We start from the raw sequence: 19,115 nt of genomic DNA, 5'->3' as shown, positions 1-19,115 counted from the left end.
AAATGAAGCGGGCATACGCCCGCTCCATTCCTTAAGCTTCTGTTTCCCTTAAATCAACCTGCCATATACTGACTTTGGAAAAGCAAATCATAGGTCTCGTTTCGGTTACATAGGTTTTGATGGGTATCGAAAGCTACCACCCTGCCATCTTTAAGAACCATTACCTTGTCGCAGTCCAGAATAGTAGATAAACGATGAGCAATGGAGATCATGGTTTTCCCCGATGAAAGGCTCTTTAGTTCTGTAATGATGTCATTCTCATTTTCGTTGTCAAGAGCGCTGGTACTTTCGTCAAAAATGATGATGTCCCTGTCCTGTAAAAAAGCACGGGCAATCGATAAGCGCTGTCTCTGGCCTCCTGAAAGCTGTACACCTTTTTCTCCGATTATCGTATCCAATTTATTCTGCAAGGTTTCAATGAAGTCATAAATACTCGCTCTGCGGCAGCACTCTATCAATTCCGCATCGGTTGCGCCGGCCTTTGCCAGCAATAAGTTTTCTCTGATCGTCATATTGAAAAGAACGGGTTCCTGCACAACTATACTAACTTTTTCTGACACACTCTCGCTGTTCACCGTATAGATATCAATGCCGCCAATCTGTACAGTCCCCCCTTGCGGGTTAATCTGCCCGGTCAACAGTTTAGCGATTGTAGACTTGCCGCTGCCGCTTTCTCCAACGATGGCCAGATGTTCGCCCTTACTCACGGAGAACGAAATACCGTCAAGAGCAAATGCTTCGTTCCCCTCATAGGTAAATCTCAGATTTTCAACGTTTAGATCTGTCCCGTCAATTTTCTTATAGGGTCTCTTGCCTGCTTCTAAATTTAATATCTCGATCACTTTTCCGATGTTCACCGAATCATTCTTATAATTCATCATGGAATTACTAATGCTCTCTATGTACCCGAAGAACTGCCCGTAAAAGCTGATAAAAATGAGCAGTACACCGACTTGCGAGTAGCCCTTAATTACAAATAATCCGCCAATAAAGTAGATAAACAACTGGGTAATGAAGTTTTTCGTGAAGAACGAATAGGTAATCCCCAGATGCAAATAGAGCTGGTTGAGGAACCAAATATGCCTTATTTTCTTGTAGTGTCCGTTTAATTCATCCAATTGTGCGTCTTCAAGGTTGTTGGTCTTAACATCCTTCCAGTTCTGAAAATTCGAGTGTAGGAAGGATTCATATTTAATTTGCAGTTTCCATAGTTCCTCTCCGGTTGTCTTCGTTTTACCTCCCAAAAAATTAACCGTAAATAAAGAGACCGGAACAAAAACAAAACTGAGGAGCGCGATTCGCCAGTCGTAGCATAACAAAATAACCGCCAGCGCAGCAGCGTAAACGACAGCATAGATAAAATCTAATATATGGGTCGTAAAAAAGTTCCCGGCAGCAGTGGAATCGTTCTCAATCCGGCTTCTAACGTCACCAATGCTATATTTGCTATATACATCATTATCAAGGCTGATATACTTTTTCAGCAATTTATTCTTTATTCTCAGGTCATATTTTAGTATTAACCGGTTGGAAAACCGCTTACTGACCGCAATCCCGATTGTCGCGAACAGGAAAACAGCCAGATAACCGCTGATGACCGGCCACAGCTCGTTCATATTCTTATCTACTAAAACACGATTAACCAAAAACGAGTACAAGAACAGAGGGATAAGCCCGAAAATTAAGTTCCACAGCTTGAAAAAACCGAGCGCAATCAACGGCTTGTTAATACCGTCTATATCCCGGGTTAATGCTCTAAATGTGTCCAATCGTTTCATACAGCTTCACCTCCTAAACACTGTTCGCTGAATAAGTCTATATACGTTTTATTGTTTCTAATCAGTACGTCGTGAGTATCAAAGCCTTTGACAACACCGTCCGCTAAAACCGCGATTTTATCACAGCTTTTAATGGTGGAAAAACGGTGGGCAATGATAATGAGCGTCCGATCCTGTGACATCTCACTCATCACGTTCCGGATAAGCGCTTCGTTCCGGCTGTCGAGGAATGCTGTGGCTTCGTCAAAGACCAGAATCTTAGGATTCTTGACTAGTATCCTTGCGATAGCCAGACGCTGCTTCTGCCCGCCGGATAATTCTTGCCCTTCAGTCCCAAGCAGCGTGTCCAGTCCGTCAGGGAATGTCAGGACAACATCATAAAGTGCGGCTTTCTTAATAGCTTCCATTAATGCGTCATCATTATCCTTGTTGTTGGTAAATGAAAGATTGTAACGCAGGGTATTATCGTAAAGGATGGTCTCCTGATGGACAATCCCCACCTGGCTCCGCAAGCTATGCAGGTTATACTCATTGACATTCATTCCGTCGATCAGAAGCTCGCCGCTGTCAACGTTATATAGATTGTAGAGCAGGTTCCCCATCGTTGTTTTACCTGCGCCGCTTTTTCCGACAATGCCAATCGTGCTTCCTGCATCCACGCGGAGATTGAATCCGTTCAGAACAGGTCTATCTTCGGTGTATCCAAAGGTGACATTGTTAAATTCAATCTTGCCCTCCTTTATTTGTTTTGGAGGATGGTTTTCTTTGTAATCTTCTTCCTCTTCATTCAATATATCCACGACACGTTGTAAGGAGATGGTCTGTCCCCAGACATCGACAATTTTGCTGTTGATGGAGCTGAAGTAGTTCACAGCTATATTGAAATAGCTTATGGCGGCCACAAAAACGCCGAGCTGCATTTGGCCTTTAACGATGAAATAGGCGCAGATCACAAATATCAACAGCTGTGCGATAAGTGTGATGAACGAATTAAGCCTTTCTGTCGTCACTTCGATTCTTCCGTTTTCCACGTTCATTTTATTGATGGATGTCGTTTTTCTTAAATAAACGCTCCTTACTTTTTTACTTGCGTTAAGGATTTTTATCTCCCGCAAATTTTTCACAATCTCAAATAAGTAAGAGGATAGTTTACCCTGTTCCGCTGCAATGTCTTTATTGACCTTCTGCGCTCTTGCCTTGAAATATTTCGAGCTAAAAAACACGACGGGAACCAGCACGACCGTAAAAGCCCCCAGAAATATATTGTAGTAAAACATGAAGCAGACAGCGAATAGGATATGCAGAAAGTTGGAGTATCCCCAAAGTCCGCTCCAGAAAATGAGATTCATAATATCCGCGGCGTCATGGTTCATTCGGCTGATCATATCCCCACTGTACATCCCGGAGAGGTCTTTCCCTTTTTTATGTAATATTTTTTTGAAAAGAGCCCGCCGTATATCAAAGACAAAACCCGTCATCAATTGCGACGAAATGAGATTGTTTAACGTCGCAACGACAAACTGATTGAAAATGAGTATGCCTGCATAGATTAAGCACAAATTCAAAAAGGCGCTCATGTCTTTATCATAAAAAGCTATATTGATAATTCTCCCGTTGAGGAACGGATAAATCAGATTGATCATCGTCATTAATGTAGTGATTATGAATCCGCATACAAGTACCCATTTGTGCATCAGCATAAATTTAGTGACCCATTGCCTTTTTGTCATAAACTCACCGCTTTCCATATATTCACAAATGATATTGTAGCACAAACGTTCGTATGTGAGAAGCTCAAAAACACCTGCCAATGACAGGTGCTTGTGAATTAATAACAAATTTATTCAGTGGCTCTGCACTAAGCTGAGGTTCCTTGGCTGCCGCTCAGGCCAGCAGGGCGCGGGCCACCTGATCCACAATGCAATTGATGCCTGTCGGTCCATAGCAGCCGATCCATGTAGCGGCATCCACCGGATATATATGCTGCCGCCTGTCTGCATCCAGCATGCCCCAGACGCTTTGCTCTGTCACAGATATTCCCTCCTGCATCATCTCGTTGCTAAGTAAAAAGTAGTGGTTAGCATGCACAGCCGGTAGTCTGTCGACTGAAATATGATAAGCCGTATCGGAGGTGTCTGCGACAAATAGCGGAGCAGGCAGACCAAGGTCCCGGTACAGCACGGCGCCTGTGCGATGAGAGGCAGTATGTACCCGAACCACTGACTCACGCGGGCGGATCAGAGCCACGCTCTTACCCGCCAGTACCGGGGCAAGTTCTTCTGACAGTAATGCCGTCCGGCGAATGTAATCCGTAATAATACGTTCCGCCTCCGCCCGCTTGCCCGTCAGTTCGCCGAACAGGCTCAGAATTCTCTGCCAGCTCTCATTACGCTTAAACATTATAGTTGGAGCAATCCGGCTTAAGCGTTCATAGTGCTGAGCATGCACCTCGGTACAGATAATCAAATCCGGCTGCAGCCGTTCCACAGCCTGCAGGTCCGGGTACTCATAGGTTCCGAGCATTTCCGTTGCCTTAAGCCTGTCCCTGATATATGGGGGGAAATTTAACGCCGCACTGCCTAGTCCTACACTTCCTGCCGGTAGCATCTCAAGCGCAAGCAAATGGTCAGCATATTGAATGTCGAGTACGGCGATCCGCCGCGGAGAAGCGGTAACGCAATATTCGCCTCGCATATGGCATATCACCGGTCCCAGCAGCGACTCGTACGAGCAGGCCAAGCGGTCCGGCAGCCCGGAACAAGCGGAGAGCGCACCGGTCCCGGAAGCGGCAGTGCGCCTGTAGAGCTGTGGGGGAACTCCATAATATTTCTTGAACGCTCTGCTGAAGTAATACATGTCGTGGTAGCCTGTTCTTTCAGCGATTTCGCCGATGGGAGCGTCCGTATGACGCAGCATCCGCTCTGCATTCTCCATCCGCAGCTGGATCACATATTCCATCGGTCCGAGCAGCTTCTCCTGTTTGAACCGCCGCTGCAGCTGTCTCGCGCCGCATCCGGCAAGCGCAGCCAGCTCTTTAAGCTTCAGCTCCTGACGATAATGCCCCGCTATATAAGCAGCGACAACGTCCACCATGTCCGGCTCTGCGCCGCCCCGGCCGCGTTCATGCTCCATAATAAGCTCATACAGCACTCCTTGCAGCAGCGCATTGGCATGGAAACGTTCCAGCCCCTCTCCCCGGCTCCATTTGGCTACGATCTTGTCCGCCGCCTGATGCAGCTCCGCCGGGAGCACAGGATAGTGAACAAACGAAGTGCGCAGCGGGTGATTACGCTGCGGGAACAGAACATGGGCGGCTCCCGTCATAGGAATTGCCTTGTAGATAATAACGGTATAATGAATGTTTTCTGATCCGGCAGTGAGAGTAAAAGCTGATCCCTTGACAGCGTGACAAGCAAAAGAGGCCCGGATATGGCAAACCTCACCATTCATCACAAGCCCCCCTTCTCCGCCGCCTGCCAGCAGCAACAGATTGGCTGTCAATCCCGTTTCGCTCATAACACCGCCAGGCGGCAAAGTACCGCTGCGCACGTCAAGCGTCTTGATTGTCGTATCACTCCATAAACTTGCCTGCTCTTGCAGCGGCATTCCTCTCATCTCCTGACAATGTTTCTATTGTCATTTTAATTGAGATTCATTCTCATTGTCAATTTTCGGACACTTTACGCAATATTCTCCTGACATCCGGTAATAAAAGCAGCAGGTGATACGCTTGTTCTTCGCAACCTGAACCAGGTCATTGTTCTCTGTAAAACGGGTAAACGGATTCCGCCTTTCGCCAAACAGTTGCCCGGGGGCCATCCGGGTCAGGAACGTAAAATCTGCATTCATCCGCTGCCTTTCTTGTCTGGATTCGTCTGCTCCAGGAGAATACAGCGGAGCAATACGCACCATAATATTCTCCCAAAGCACCGCTATAGAAACGGGGCCAATGGCGGCAAGCGTCTGCAGCAGCGGCGCAAGTCTTACCGCAAAAATCTCCTCTACGACCTCTTCCCGCCACACTTCCCTATCTTCCGGTGGCGATGCTGCCCGAAGTCCGTTCAGCGCCAGGAAAGGAAAAGGCGTATCCACTTTAAAAGCCGGGGAAGCCGGATGATAAAGGAAGCTGTTGTCCAGCGGGAAGGAGACTTCCCGATTATGAAAGGTCATAGCGGTCAGAAGCGGCGCGATCCACAGATAGCCGATCCGCTTGGCCAGCATAGAGGCGGCAACCTGCATATCCGGCGCGCCGATATAATCCTTAAGCCAGCTTACATATTCGCGGCATGCAGCTTCTTCATACAACTGGCTCAGAGCAATAGTACGGACGCTGCCTTTCGGCGGCTCACCTAGCCACAGCCGGTATTCTTCCGCCATTTGCTTCCAGGATACAGACGACAGATAGTTGTCCATTTCAATGCGATCCCAGCAGCGCTTCCGAGGCCTGATCTACGATAATGTTGAGAGCAATGGGACCATAGTAAGCGATCCAGAGCGTTGAATTCACGTTATATGCACGGTTATTCTTGACTGCATCAAGGGATTTCCAGACCGGACTGCCCGCCAGAGCCTCTGCCTCTTTGGCAAACAATTCATCCGACAGCAGGAAATAGTGATCTGCTCCGATATCAGCGACTCTCTCCATCGAAATTTCTACGGAGGTGTCATCTTTAATCTCCTGAACGAATGCAGGGACATTTAACCCCAAATCCTCATAAAGAATGCTTCCGGTCCGATGCTCGGGACCATGTACACGAATACCTTCCGGTCTCGGGCGAATCAGCGCTACCGTTTCGTCGCCCAGCTTCGCCGACAGTTTCTCCCGCAGTCCGACGATTTTGTCCTCGTAAGCCTGACGCACTACCTCCGCCTCCGCCTGCTTGCCTGTTATCGTACCGATGGTAGCCAACGTATCCCGCCAATCCTCGTAGAAGTCGAGTACTATTGTAGGCGCAATTTTACTGACGCTGTCATACACCTGCTCCTGAAAGTCGGTCATCAATATAAGATCCGGATTCAACGCCACAATAGCCTCAAGATTGGGCTCATCGCGTGTACCGAGGACCTTCACCTCACCCAGTTGGTCGCCTAAATATTCTGGAAACTTGGCGTCCTTCCCTCCAGCCACAACGCTGCCTGCCGGGTGCTCACCAATCGCTATCAATTGATCGACAAATTTCACATCAAGCGCAGCAATCACCTTCGGTTTCCCGGTCAGCGTATTTTCACCCTTTATGTGCTGGATGGTAACCGGGAAGGCTGCAGCAGCCTGCGCCTCCGGCGATGTCTGAGCCTGTGTTTCAGACGCTGGAGACGGCTCGGCTGAAGCTGCAGCAGACGGCTGTGCGGCTGTGCCTGCATTGGTGCCCCCTCCATTGCCGCAAGCCGTCAGCACAAGTACCAGTGCCAGCATCCATACCATTAATGGTCCACATTTTTGGGCGGCGTTTATCTTGCTGCCGGTTGCCTGCCTCTTTGTTGCTCTGTTCATGCTGACTCCCCCTTTTGTATGATAATGATTTTCATTATCATATTATATAAAGCGAGTATAATCGATCAGCACACTCCGTTTCCATGTACTTTTGCGACATTGCAGCCGGATTAATGCGACATTGTGTTCCATAGGAGCATGCTTCCTTTTACACAGTATCCCTTCGGGATTCCAATAATCCAATATAAAAAGACTGCCGACAATATCTTCGACAGTCTTAAGGAAGGGGACCTGCTCCCCTCATTAACTAAGTTAAATATTAATTACCCCAATATTGCTGGGCAATCTGTTGTCCTTGTTTAATTTTCGCCCACTGTTCATCTTCCGTTAATTCATTGCCGCCATCACAGGACGCAAACCCGCATTGATGAGAAAGTAATAATCTATCCTTATCAATAATTTTCGAGGCTTCATCAAGCATTTGAACTACACGGGCCTCATCGTCAAGCGTATTGGTCTTAGAAGACAACAATCCAAGTACAATTTCTGTATCAGGCTTATCTTTGAACACCGCAAGCGCCTCAAGGGAGCCTGCACGGTCATCATCCCATTCCAGGAAAAAGCGGTCGTATTTCAGCTGCTTCAAGAACAGATTAGCAATTTTGGCATAGGAGCCACCACCCATATTACGGGAATCATAGTTACCACGGCAGTTATGAGTCCACATTTTGAGGCCTAAGCTATGACCATAATCAATGATTGTATTGTTAATGTCAATAAATTCTGTAGCTAGAGCCTGTACTTCCTCTTGATTGATATTCTCGCCGGTATATGGAGAGTTCGGGTTATCATCTGCAAATAGCTCCCATAAGCAATCGTCGAATTGCAGGATTTGTCCTCCGGCAGCAGCAAAATCCGCAACAAATTCCTTATAAGCCTTAACCAGACCGTCTTTAAGCTCATGTCTGTCCTTATAAACCGCTTCTGTGCCGCCAATGTTATCTGACCATGACAGCTCACCAAAAATATGTGATGGAGAAGGTACGCACAGCTTGGTTTCACGGTCGCCAGCAAGGGCTTGAAGTTTCTTAAATACCTCAATAAAATGATGGTTCTTTCCACCTAATTCACCTGTGATGCGCAAACCAATATCTTTTCGGGTCTCATATTTTGAAGCCCCATCTGTATCTCTGAAAAAATATCCATGATCCGCTATATAGCGGCTAATTCCTTGGAAGCCCCAGACAAAATCCAAATGCCACATAGATTTGGAATGTTCTCCATCCGTAAGAATGGACAAACCATTATTAATTTCTTTATCGACTACAGCCTGAATCGCCTCAGCTTCACACTGCTCATACCCTTGGAAATCTTGGTAAAAGGGATAACTGATATCATCCCGATGTTCAATCTGATGTTTATATTCTAATAAATTCGACGGACGCAACAGGCTGCCTACGATTTGAAATCTATTGCACATGAAAAATCCTCCTCCATTTAACCACATGTCTTTCTCTAATGGTTTGATTCTAGCATGGAGGAATATCATCTACATAACACTTAAAAGTAATATCTGGTTATAGTCAAAAAGTATAGTGAGTATCTTAGCTTTCTAAGGAAATAAATAGCTATTATAGCCTTCTTAAAGGCGAACTATATAAACAACAACCCGAACTTAGAAAAGTTCGGGTATCATAACCAATACCGCAACGGATTCCACATGCCTTGAGCGGTTATCACGGAAGACGCTTCAATTCCGGAAAGAAATAAGCAACCTCCGCTTCATATCTGTCCTGTGCCGACAGGCAGGTGTCCAGCAAATATCCTTTTTCCGAAGAGTACTCCTTCAGGCCGCGGTAATAAAACAGCTTATACTCATGGTCGATGATAAAGGGGAGTATACCATTTTTCAAACATTCCTTGAACAGGATGATCCTGCCGACACGACCGTTTCCGTCCTGAAAAGGGTGGATGCTTTCAAATTCATGATGGAAGTCTACGATGTCCTCAAACGAATTTCCGGTTTTTTGGTGATACATGGTGAGCAGCTTCCCCATCGCGCTTGCCACTTTTCCCGGAGCAGTTGTTTTCATATCTCCTACCACATTGGGCCTGGCTTTGTAATCCCCCACGCGGAACCAGTCTTTTCTTTCATCCGAAGTATTTCTTTTTAAGATTCTATGGAATTCCTTGATCATTTCTTCGGATAAGTCCTCATGTGCAAGGTTCAACATATAGTCAAAGCAGGCGAAGTGGTTTACCGTTTCAATAATATCGTCAACACTTGCTGTTTCTTCAGGTTCTACGTTTATTGTGTTGGTTTCAAAAATATATCGTGTCTGATCCTCAGATAACCGACTGCCTTCGATCCGGTTGGAGTTATAGGCAAGCTTAATTTGGGTCTGATGGTACAGCCCTCCTTTAAGCCCCATCTTCATTTCTTCCTGTAAGAGCTCTATTAATGTTTCATATTTCATCCACATTTCTCCCAGTAAATTCAGAATGATTCCATGTATCTTAACAGTCAAAATAGCCTTACCTATTGTTATCATTATACCATTCTCTATTGTAAAATATGCAGTTGTGCAAGATTCTGTCTGAGCTTCTCCACATCCGCAAATTCAACCATTGTTCATTCTCTTCAATGAAGGCCAGACATTCTGTAACATCGCCTTCACAAATTGTGCCTCCGGATTATCCCAGCCAAATTGTTCATGCAAGCCATATAGATAAATTCTCCCTGCACGCCCGACGATGATGAGCACTACATCTATGCTAAAACGCTACGATCATAGACAGCCACGGTCGCGCGCAGCTGACCGAGCTGTTTGTCTCTGCCACGGTGTCTCATAAAATTAGATCTATAACGTAGAATAGTAGATAAGATTGAGGCCGTTATACACGATATGCACCACGACCCCGGGCCAGATGGAACCCGTCTTACGGAACAGTATACCATTCAGGATGCCGACCATGAATGCGTCGAACAGGATGACGTTGAATCCATGAACGACGCCGAAGATCGCAGCGCTGCCAACCACGCCGCCCCATGCTCCGTAACGGTTCAGCGCATTGGCAATAACGCCACGGAATACAAACTCCTCGCCGAGCGGCGTGAGGATAGCGCCAGTGATAAGCAGAACGAAGAGTGAGAGCGCGCCACCTTGCGCCGCCGTCTGGAAGTCCGCTTGGTTGTTCAGCTCGGTGATGAAGTGAAAATACACCCCCTCTATAACGAAGCATCCGCCGTACGCGACAACACCGAGGGTGGCTCCCACAAGCAGCCATTTCCGTTCGATCGCCCGGAAACCGAAAGCGCGCAGATCGCGAACCCGCAGGGCGTAGGCTGCGAACAAGGCGGCGAGGCCAACGAGACCATTGCCTACACCCCCGATGTTAATTCGGAAGATGGCTTGCTCGTCAGGGATTTGCGACATCCAAAGACCGAGCATAACAATGCCGATCAGATAGAGACCCAGTGCAGTTAGGGTCTCTGGCCAGCCAGGTCGGGCTTGGGGCATAGTGGACGTGGAAGAGCTAATTACCTCCATGAGTTCCTTTTCAGGTTCAGACAATTTTCGAACATTTTTCACAGGTGTACACCTCTTTGCATCGTTATGCGTAGATAACGACTTATTTAGTATATAAGTTGATACGCTAGCTGCGGTGGATGAAGTCAAGCAACAAGCCTTCAGAAGTAACTTTTCCTACTTTGAACAAAGGTTAATGGACGAGAAAATCGCTCATTTGCTCTTCAAAGATGAGTCGATGATCCGCGATTACCAAGCGCTTCAGCATACGTGGTTTCTCAAAGGCAAGCAACGTGTCATCCAGACAACAGGCAAACATCGTGGTGTTAAACGATCACGGCCGTCCCGCTTACGGCAACCATCAGCATGCCATCGCGAATGACTTCATAATCAATGTCGACTCCGACAATCGTATTAGCTCCCATCCCTGAAGCTTTCTGAGTCATCTCAGCAAATGCCGTATCTCTCGCTTCCTGAAGCTTGCCTTCGTAAGCGCCCGAACGCCCCCCTACGAGGTCGGTAATCGAAGCCTTAAAGTCTCTGAATACGTTGGCTCCTATAATGACTTCACCGGTGGCAATGCCCAGATACTGCCTTATCGGGGAGCCTTCAATAGTTGATGTAGTGGTTATAATCATAAATTATCCTCCTCAATTGGCCTGGCTATAGGGTAATACTTTTGTTGCTGTTTTCCGCTTCAGGCCCCAACCGGCCTTTTTCGGACGACATGAATACAACAAGAGCGGCGGTGACTAGGGACGATCTTCTCATAAACCAATCCTTTGTATGTTCGAATAGCTTTCTCACCCCTATCCTACCAGCCCCAATGAAACAGAACCTAAACGGATAGACAAACATCAGCTTAATTTCACTCCCGCCGTTTAGGTTCTGTTAAAGTGATTATGCTACTATGGAAATGGGTGAAAACAATGACAAATCTATCCGATTTTAAAATCGCAATCGTCGACGACGAGCCTTCGATTGTCACGATGCTGCAAATGGTGCTTCGCAGGGAAGGGTTTCATCAGCTGTACGCGGCTTCCACCTGTGCGGAAGCTCTCGATTTAGCGAAGCGTGAAGCCCCCGATATCCTCCTGCTCGACATCATGCTCCCCGACGGCAGCGGCCTGGAGCTCTGCTCCAAGCTCCGCAAATACGGGAATCCGCATATTTTGTTTCTGACGGCCAAGGCTTCCGATCTCGATGTCCTGCGAGGCTTCGCTATGGGCGGGGACGATTATATCACGAAGCCCTTCAATCCTCTGGAGGTGGCCGCAAGAATTCAGGCACGCATACGCCGACTGGAGCCAGAAACCTCGACGTCCAGTCCGGCGAAACGGCCCGATCCGGGGATTTATCGGTTTGGCCGCTTCACCGTCAACGAGGTGGAGGGCGAACTAATCGTGGAGGGACAGCCAGTTCCTTGCCCCGCGCAGGAGTTCCAGCTGCTGCTGCACTTCTGTAAGTTTCCCGGCATCGTATTTTCCAAAACACAGCTCTACGACAAGGTTTGGGGGATCAACGGACAGGGCGATGATTCGACGGTAATGGTGCATATCCGGCGCATCCGAGAGCGGATCGAGATCGACCCCGGTAATCCGAAGCTGCTGCTTACCGTACGCGGGCTTGGCTACAAGCTGGTGAAGGAGCCGCAGGAGCGATGAAGATCCAACAGCGCATGGCCTTCCACTTCACGTATCAATTGATTTTTTATGCCCTGCTTATGGTGGCTATTACTCTGGTTGCCTGCATCTTGTTTTTCCAGAACATGACGAGTAATGAGATACGCCGGAACTTTCCGGTTGGCGTCCTGCAACAGATCGCTCAAGAAGCTCATTACAAGGACGGGACGATTCAGATCTCCCCCGAGTGGGACAAGCTCATCGAGGAAAAAGGCATGTGGCTACAGGTTGTCAGTGCCGAAGGAGAGGTGATCTACGCCGTCAATACAACTCCGCATCATACGCTGCCGGCCTCCTACTCCATCGCTCAACTGCTCGATATCCAAGAGACACGGACGTTTGGGACGTACGCCGTACACACTCAGCTTAATTTTGCTTTCCAAGACCCGCTTCTGTATATGCTGGGCTATCCTAGTCCTGACCTTGACCAGCTCGTAGCCTGGTTTGATGCCTACGGGCAGCATGGAATCGTGCGTAGCGAAGCGGTTTCCCACTTGGACCAGCGGCTGCGCAAAACCGGCAGCTATCTGCAGGTGATCGACCCCGAGAGCCATATCGTACAAGGCATAGGCGATGAAGCATACGTGCAGAAGGCGTATCGACAGCTGGATATCCTGGCCATCCAGCAATCGCCCAGCAACTATGACACGAATATTGTCGCCCATCGGGACAAGCTGAGCGGAATGACGTGGATTCTCTATACACCCCATGCAGCGGGAGCCCCTCTGAAGCATCCTGTGATGGAAAAGGCAACGCGTGGACTCGTCCGGATTACAGTTCTGATCCTGCTCTTGGCGCTGCCGATCTCCATCTGGCATGGCTACCGCTACGGTCAGCCGCTGATTCTGTTCGCAGGCTGGTTCGAACGTATGGGCCGGGGTCAGTACGACCAGGTACTGACCGCCAAGGACATGCGCAAGGTATTCCGCCGCAACGGCATGATGCGCATCCGCTACAGGCTCTATAAGGAAGTGATTGAATCCTTCTATCAGATGACTCATCAATTGGCTCAGATCGAGAAGGAGCGCGAGAGGCTGGAAAAGGCGCAAGCGGAGTGGATGTCAGGGATTTCCCACGATCTGCGCACGCCACTGGCCACAATTCAAGGTTATGGGTATATGCTGGAGAGCTTGCCTGAGCAATGGAGCCAAGAGGAGATGCGCATCATGGGCTCGACGATCCGGGAAAAGGGGGATTATATGCTGGAGCTGATCTCCGACTTCTCATTGATTCATCAGCTCAAGCAGGGCGATTCGATCATGAAGTTTCGGGAGATCGACTTGGTTGAGCTGGTGCGCTGCTCCGTACTGAAGTACGTCAACGACGCCATGATGTCTGAGTATCAGTTTCACTATGTTGGGGAGGATTGTCCCTTGCTGATACAGGCCGATGAAACCTGGCTGATGCGGTTGATGGACAATTTGCTGTCCAACGCCGTGAAGCATAACCCGCCTGGCGTGATTGTCAACGTCAATGTCGGCAGGATGAACGACAAGGCATGCATACGAGTAATCGATAATGGCAAAGGGATGGACGAGGAAACGCTGCATCATTTGTTCAATCGCTACTACCGGGGAACGAATTCCGATGAATCGACGGAAGGATCCGGGCTCGGGATGAGCATCGCCAAAACCATCGTGGAAGCGCATAGCGGCGAAATCCAGGTAAAATCCAAAGTGTGGCAAGGCACGATAATTGAGATCTTATTGCCCAACTGAGCGTTTGGCTGGGAATGATTCTTCCCTGTGTAAACGCTCAGCTGAGCAAAATCAGGACACCGCTCTTTCTCATCTCTAGGGGGAGACTGATCTGTAAGCATAATTGTAAGCGGCCCCCCCCACCCATAAGCACGTATAATATCAAAAAAACTGCAGTCTCCAGTATGTACTCCCAACATTGAACACGATTCCACATGTGTGGAGTAAGCAGAGTCAACACGTACAACAACAAATTAACGGGAACGTGCAGCCATCACGGTAATCAGGAGGTTGCTGATTATCATGATGATTTGGCCTCCCGTTACTTCAAATATTCCGAACCTCCACAACCCTCCCTAAATCCACATACTGCTCATGATCCAGTTTCACCTTTACTTTACCCCTGCGGCGTTTCTCACGCCATTCGCGAATATCTTCCTCCGTTTCTAAACGGAGCTCTGCAATCTCCAAGGCCCGGTCCAGGATATACTTACTGGTATAGAGCACCGTATAAATCCCTTGTCCTCCCAGCAAGACAGGCGCCGCTAACCGCTGCCAGGCCTCAATCGTGAAGCGTATATACAGCTCTTCTTCTGTACCCGGGCGAGAAGGAACCTCCTTGATCTCCTTACGCCGCAGCACCTTCCAATCGGCTACTTTCCCAACCCAATGAATCCCCGTTTTCGCAGGATCATAGAATTTTTTTCTGGATTGGCACATTGCCACGTATTCGATCTGAGTGAGGATCTTTACATCTGAAAGATTTTTTAATGGCATATGATAAAAAGATTTCTGCAACGCCACCTCAACTTGCTCCGGTCCCCGCACAGAACCAACCAGCACATTCTTGCCCGCAAGCTGATTGGCATAGTATTCTCTCGTCCCGCGTGGACGTGTGGAGCGCTCAAAAGCTTTTTCCGGACTATCCTGAATAATCTCATCTAAGAATTGCTCCACCAAGCTTGTAGAATTCGGTAGGAACGGTAATGCGCCGATATTCAATAGCTCAATGCTTTTGTAAAAGTGGTGGGCTTTGTACCGCTCCTCATCCGGATAGGGAAACAACACATACGCCCCAAACATGCTTCGCTCATATTCCCCTGAGCCTTTTTCCTGATACACAATCGCGTCCCGATAACGGTGCATCGTGTTGATGTCATCCTCTTCCGGCCCAGGCTGTCCATAAGTCCGATGATAGGAAGTCCCCTCATAGGCAGGGTTTAAGCGATACTTTGCGTCAAAAACATACTTATACTCCTTGATCTGACCAGCATCCTTCTTCTTCAAGGTTAGCACATTATCCGGGCGCTGATTAAGCGTCGGGGTCTTGTCCGTTCCAGGAATCGCATTATAATACAGGATGAACTGCTCGCCATTGATCGGATTCTCATAGACCATCTTGGCGCTCTGCGAGCGATCCAGCGTAACAAAGATACCGTTCCGATTCACCTTAATAATATCCTGCTTCACCAGCTTATACTTCTGCCCCAGGAGCTGATTCAGCTTCAAGAAGCACCAATACTCATAGAGCTGAGCAACATCCTTCATAGATAAGCGGAGCAGGTCGCCTTGGATAGACAGGCCTTTAAGCAGCATCAGATAACAGCGATAGACCTCGCGGTATCCAGGAGCCATCTGCAGCACAAGCGTAACGGACATCTGCTTCAGCGCTCCAGCCTCACGCAAGAAATCTATCTTGAGCACCCGCTCTAGCTGCGTAAGCATGGCGTCTAACCTTTTGATAAGTAGTGGATCTGGGGTTCGGCTGTTCATCTTCCAGCGAGCCTTGAGCTCCTTCAGCTTCCCATGAATACGTTCCAGCATCCACCGTATGAACCGATTCTCATTAGTATCATAGGCTAGGCGTTTACGTGTCTCTATTAAGTGTGTGGCTGTGTAGTTTCGATTGCCGATGGTTAAGAATCCATGGTTCATGTCTTCTCTTAATCGTTCGGGATGCTTCGCGAGCTCGCGGATATTCTCTCTTCCTGCTTTTTTGACCCGATTGGCATCCACTAGTCGGCGATCCTGGAGCAGCGCGTAATTAGGATTCTTGTTAATCCGCTCGACGGCATCCAAGAGCTGTCTAAAGACATGCTGTAGTATGGTGAAGAACTCCGTCAGGCTCTGATGCTGCGTCTCCCGCAGGCCTGTTAGTTGGTAGGTTTTGCGCAAAAAATCAAAGGCCAAATTATAAATCTGTGCGTTTACTTCATTCAAAATATTCTGGTAATCCAGCTTGTAATCCATCTTGGAGGGGAAAATCTCCATTTCTACCCGCAGTAAAGTCTGTCCCGCGCTTCGCACCTCCCACTCCGTCAAACCAACCTCATTCCCAAAGTTCAGAACACCCGCAAGAATAGAGTCCCCTAGAGGCTTAACCGCCTGCCGCAGCAGCACATTCTCATGATAAAAAGAAAGGCTATCCGCGCACTTGTTCTGGATAACCAGTTCATACGATTGTGTCTCATAAAAACAAGGAAATACCGACTCATTCGGCTGCCACTCCACCATCCCGCCCAGCTCAGGTGAGAAGACTTTGATCTGCACATTACCCAGCCTTTCGGAGCAATCTAGCCCAAGCTGTGCACTCACCCACTCCTGACTAGAAGAACGATGAAGCTGCAACGTCTCTACCGTAGGATGATAGGGCCTCCCCTGCACATAAAGCGTAAAAAGCTCCGTTTCGATACGGAGCAACTCGGCCGCCCCATTAAGAGAGCCAGAATGAGGTAAATCCATCTTCCTCCAGCCTCCTGAGCATAAAAGCCAATTTACGAGCAGTTTGCGGATGTTTGGCCGTAGGCGGAGTTTGGCCAGCAGCCCATCTCATATAGAGTGGTCTAGCATCCTCTTTGAGTTCTTCAATATTTACCGTCACGCCAGCACCACTACCAATAGCACCCTTAATCAAGCTCAACAGGACTCGTCGAACCGAGGAGTGGCTCCCTTGGATGCGCGGCAGTATCTTTTGCAGCAGCTGCCAGTCAAAGGCTTCTTCCTCACTCATCAGCTTGTACCGATCGTTATAAATCATATAAAAGCAAATCGCATCCCGCACCCGAAAGCCCACATGAGCATGAATATCCTCAAGCAAGGCATTGATCTTAACCAATCTTTCTGTCGTCCGGACAACGAGCTCTTTGTTGACATCATAGGCATCAACTAGCTGCAAATAATCGGAGCGCAGGAAAAGATGATTCAGTTCAGCAGCGTCAAAGCTATCACTAGCCTCTACCTGCTCACCCAAATCCGGATACTGCTCTAGATTGATGTAATTGAACTCTAGGGTGCTTGCGCGGTCGAGTACTTTTTTGCTAAAAGGATGTGTGGTCTCGTCCATGTTCACCGTCCCGATCGAGAACACATTCTCCGGGATGCCAAGACTGCCATACTCCTCTTGATCCTCAAGCGTATCCAGCAAGGTTGGAGAAATAAGATCCTGCGTCGTAATCTTTCCCTCCCGCCACTCCTGTGTTTCCATAACACTTAACAGATCACTGAAATAATGCTCGACCCGTGCCAAATTCATCTCATCCAGGCAGATAAAATAAGGCTTATGCTGATTCTCCGGCTGCCGCGCCTCCACGAACACCTTCGTAATCGGACCCGGCTGGAACCTGCCCGAGAGGTCCTTGTACCCCAGCAGATCCGCAGGATCACTCCAATCCGGCCGGACTGGGATCAAGGTAAACTGACCATTATCCCTCGTTGCTCCAAGCGCCTCCGCAAAGAGCTTCACTAGCCGAGTCTTTCCTGTGCCCGATATGCCTGCCAGGATGACAAAAGGCTTGGCTTTTAGCGAGAGGTAGAAGTTCTCGATGAGGTGCTCAGGGAAGAAGAAGCCTTGGCGGCGGATGTGGGATTGGATTTGGTGGAGGATACCTGTAACTTCCTCGTCCTTCATAGGCTCGGCTTGTTGTGGCAATAGTTCCACTTCCTCGTCAATGGCTTCGTCATCACTGGGAGCGATCGCCGATTCCACATATAGACGGTAATCTTCGATTACATTCTCAAGATCTTGAATGAGCTGCTCATCGTTCGGGACGTTTCCTCTTTCGTACTTAATGTAAGCAACCGTCGATACCTGATAGTCTTGTCCTAATCCGCTATCCACGAGACGAATGTTCTCATCCTTATTCATATTGGTCAGAGCAAGAAGGTCTAGAAGCGCTTCTTTGCGGTCTCTCAGATAAGCATAGCCGTCTCTTCGCCCCTTCTCTTGAATTGGTTTCGTTACGCCCTGATTAAACGTAAGATACACAGCACTCATATCCTCGGCAAACAGATACACAACATATTCCCCATGCTGAGTCGTTTCGGTGATTCGTTTATCCAGAACTGCCAGCCATGGAACCGTTGCCCAATTCCCTTGCCCAACCGAGCCTTGAACCTTGTATTGCTCATCTATGAAGGGTAATGCTTTAAGCTCGGAAGGAAGAGTCTGCCGAAACAATGTACCCAGTGAATGGCCCGCGAAAGATTCCATTTTGGCCGTGGTGTACTCCGCCAGGATTTTTTCCAGATAACCCTGCAAAGAGAACCGCTGTAACGCTGCATTGTATGATTGGAGCTCTTCGCTCGCAAGTCGCTCTAACTGCGAGAGCTCTTCTTCCCCTAGCTGCCTCTGAATCTGGCTATGAAAACCTATGGTGTTATCTTCTGAATTCACAAACAAAATATGCGAAAGTGCATTAACAGGGCTGTTAACGATATCCTTTAGCTGGCTCTTTGGAGCCTCCCTCCATAACTCTCGCCCTGGTGGCAGATCTACCCGATTCCCTCTTTCTTGTTCAGCTATGAAATAGTTAAGAAACCGCTGCTTAACGCTATCGAACGAAACCCGTTCCTGATTAGAGGCTCGTAGCTCTTCTATCAAGGATAGGATCAGGACCATCTTATATGATTTTTGCTTGCGCTTGAATATTTGTGTGATTATTTCGGGTAATGGCATGTGAGTCCTCCAAGGTGGTTAATGATTACTTAATCTAGAATTA

General features: G+C 48.2%; 13 protein-coding genes. 2 read left to right on the top strand and 11 right to left on the bottom strand.

Annotated features, from left to right (window positions below; translation table 11 throughout):
* Positions 1 to 53 precede the first annotated feature (53 nt).
* The 9 genes from H70357_RS34140 to H70357_RS03495 form a co-directional block, all read right to left on the bottom strand.
* Positions 54 to 1,778, bottom strand: coding sequence for an ABC transporter ATP-binding protein (locus tag H70357_RS34140; protein ID WP_052091798.1), 1,725 nt, complete (start codon positions 1,776 to 1,778; stop codon positions 54 to 56).
* Entirely contained in the window at positions 1,775 to 3,508 is a 1,734-nt protein-coding gene (locus tag H70357_RS34135; RefSeq protein WP_052091797.1) for an ABC transporter ATP-binding protein, read from the bottom strand. Before H70357_RS34135 ends, H70357_RS34140 begins: the two co-directional genes overlap by 4 nt.
* Before the next feature lie 154 nt (positions 3,509 to 3,662).
* Positions 3,663 to 5,384, bottom strand: a complete 1,722-nt coding sequence (locus H70357_RS03525; RefSeq protein WP_038585834.1) for a helix-turn-helix domain-containing protein — start codon at positions 5,382 to 5,384, stop codon at positions 3,663 to 3,665.
* A 30-nt stretch (positions 5,385 to 5,414) separates the two neighbouring features.
* Positions 5,415 to 6,191 carry an IucA/IucC family C-terminal-domain containing protein gene (locus tag H70357_RS03520; RefSeq protein ID WP_038585831.1) on the bottom strand — a complete coding sequence of 259 codons (777 nt, stop codon included), beginning with the start codon at positions 6,189 to 6,191 and terminating at the stop codon, positions 5,415 to 5,417.
* Position 6,192: 1 nt separating this feature from the next.
* Positions 6,193 to 7,269 (bottom strand): ABC transporter substrate-binding protein, encoded by a 1,077-nt coding sequence (locus H70357_RS03515; protein WP_038585829.1) that lies wholly within the window; start codon positions 7,267 to 7,269, stop codon positions 6,193 to 6,195.
* 259 nt (positions 7,270 to 7,528) lie between these two features.
* Positions 7,529 to 8,689, bottom strand: coding sequence for a cobalamin-independent methionine synthase II family protein (locus tag H70357_RS03510; RefSeq protein ID WP_038585826.1), 1,161 nt, complete (start codon positions 8,687 to 8,689; stop codon positions 7,529 to 7,531).
* 256 nt (positions 8,690 to 8,945) lie between these two features.
* Positions 8,946 to 9,686, bottom strand: a complete 741-nt coding sequence (locus H70357_RS03505) for a Fic family protein (RefSeq protein WP_038585824.1) — start codon at positions 9,684 to 9,686, stop codon at positions 8,946 to 8,948.
* A 384-nt stretch (positions 9,687 to 10,070) separates the two neighbouring features.
* Positions 10,071 to 10,802, bottom strand: a complete 732-nt coding sequence (locus tag H70357_RS03500) for a CPBP family intramembrane glutamic endopeptidase (RefSeq protein WP_231578375.1) — start codon at positions 10,800 to 10,802, stop codon at positions 10,071 to 10,073.
* A 263-nt stretch (positions 10,803 to 11,065) separates the two neighbouring features.
* Positions 11,066 to 11,377: a YbjQ family protein gene (locus tag H70357_RS03495; protein ID WP_038585821.1), complete on the bottom strand. Its 312-nt coding sequence runs from the start codon at positions 11,375 to 11,377 to the stop codon at positions 11,066 to 11,068.
* Between the two features lie 291 nt (positions 11,378 to 11,668).
* Between H70357_RS03495 and H70357_RS03485 the strand changes: the two genes are divergently transcribed.
* Both H70357_RS03485 and H70357_RS03480 read left to right on the top strand, forming a co-directional pair.
* Positions 11,669 to 12,403, top strand: a complete 735-nt coding sequence (locus H70357_RS03485) for a response regulator transcription factor (RefSeq protein WP_038585811.1) — start codon at positions 11,669 to 11,671, stop codon at positions 12,401 to 12,403.
* Positions 12,400 to 14,139, top strand: a complete 1,740-nt coding sequence (locus tag H70357_RS03480; RefSeq protein WP_038585808.1) for a sensor histidine kinase — start codon at positions 12,400 to 12,402, stop codon at positions 14,137 to 14,139. Before H70357_RS03485 ends, H70357_RS03480 begins: the two co-directional genes overlap by 4 nt.
* A gap of 306 nt (positions 14,140 to 14,445) precedes the next feature.
* Here the strand turns inward: H70357_RS03480 and H70357_RS03475 are convergent, their stop codons facing one another.
* A complete protein-coding gene (locus H70357_RS03475) occupies positions 14,446 to 16,860 on the bottom strand; it encodes a restriction endonuclease-like protein (protein WP_038585805.1) in 2,415 nt (804 codons plus the stop codon).
* Entirely contained in the window at positions 16,832 to 19,072 is a 2,241-nt protein-coding gene (locus H70357_RS03470) for an MrcB family domain-containing protein (RefSeq protein ID WP_038585802.1), read from the bottom strand. Before H70357_RS03470 ends, H70357_RS03475 begins: the two co-directional genes overlap by 29 nt.
* Positions 19,073 to 19,115 lie beyond the last annotated feature (43 nt).

It is taken from the genome of Paenibacillus sp. FSL H7-0357, from assembly GCF_000758525.1.
GTDB lineage: Bacteria > Bacillota > Bacilli > Paenibacillales > Paenibacillaceae > Paenibacillus_AQ.
This window is presented reverse-complemented; position numbering and strand designations above follow the sequence as displayed.

Coding starts and splice junctions, on each gene's coding strand:
- H70357_RS03495 (WP_038585821.1), bottom strand. CDS start 11,377: ATGATTATAACCACTACATCAACTATTGAAGGCTCCCCGATAAGGCAG.
- H70357_RS03510 (WP_038585826.1), bottom strand. CDS start 8,689: ATGTGCAATAGATTTCAAATCGTAGGCAGCCTGTTGCGTCCGTCGAAT.
- H70357_RS03525 (WP_038585834.1), bottom strand. CDS start 5,384: ATGCCGCTGCAAGAGCAGGCAAGTTTATGGAGTGATACGACAATCAAG.
- H70357_RS03485 (WP_038585811.1), top strand. CDS start 11,669: ATGACAAATCTATCCGATTTTAAAATCGCAATCGTCGACGACGAGCCT.
- H70357_RS03515 (WP_038585829.1), bottom strand. CDS start 7,269: ATGAACAGAGCAACAAAGAGGCAGGCAACCGGCAGCAAGATAAACGCC.
- H70357_RS03475 (WP_038585805.1), bottom strand. CDS start 16,860: ATGGATTTACCTCATTCTGGCTCTCTTAATGGGGCGGCCGAGTTGCTC.
- H70357_RS03470 (WP_038585802.1), bottom strand. CDS start 19,072: ATGCCATTACCCGAAATAATCACACAAATATTCAAGCGCAAGCAAAAA.
- H70357_RS34135 (WP_052091797.1), bottom strand. CDS start 3,508: ATGACAAAAAGGCAATGGGTCACTAAATTTATGCTGATGCACAAATGG.
- H70357_RS34140 (WP_052091798.1), bottom strand. CDS start 1,778: ATGAAACGATTGGACACATTTAGAGCATTAACCCGGGATATAGACGGT.
- H70357_RS03520 (WP_038585831.1), bottom strand. CDS start 6,191: ATGGACAACTATCTGTCGTCTGTATCCTGGAAGCAAATGGCGGAAGAA.
- H70357_RS03480 (WP_038585808.1), top strand. CDS start 12,400: ATGAAGATCCAACAGCGCATGGCCTTCCACTTCACGTATCAATTGATT.
- H70357_RS03505 (WP_038585824.1), bottom strand. CDS start 9,686: ATGAAATATGAAACATTAATAGAGCTCTTACAGGAAGAAATGAAGATG.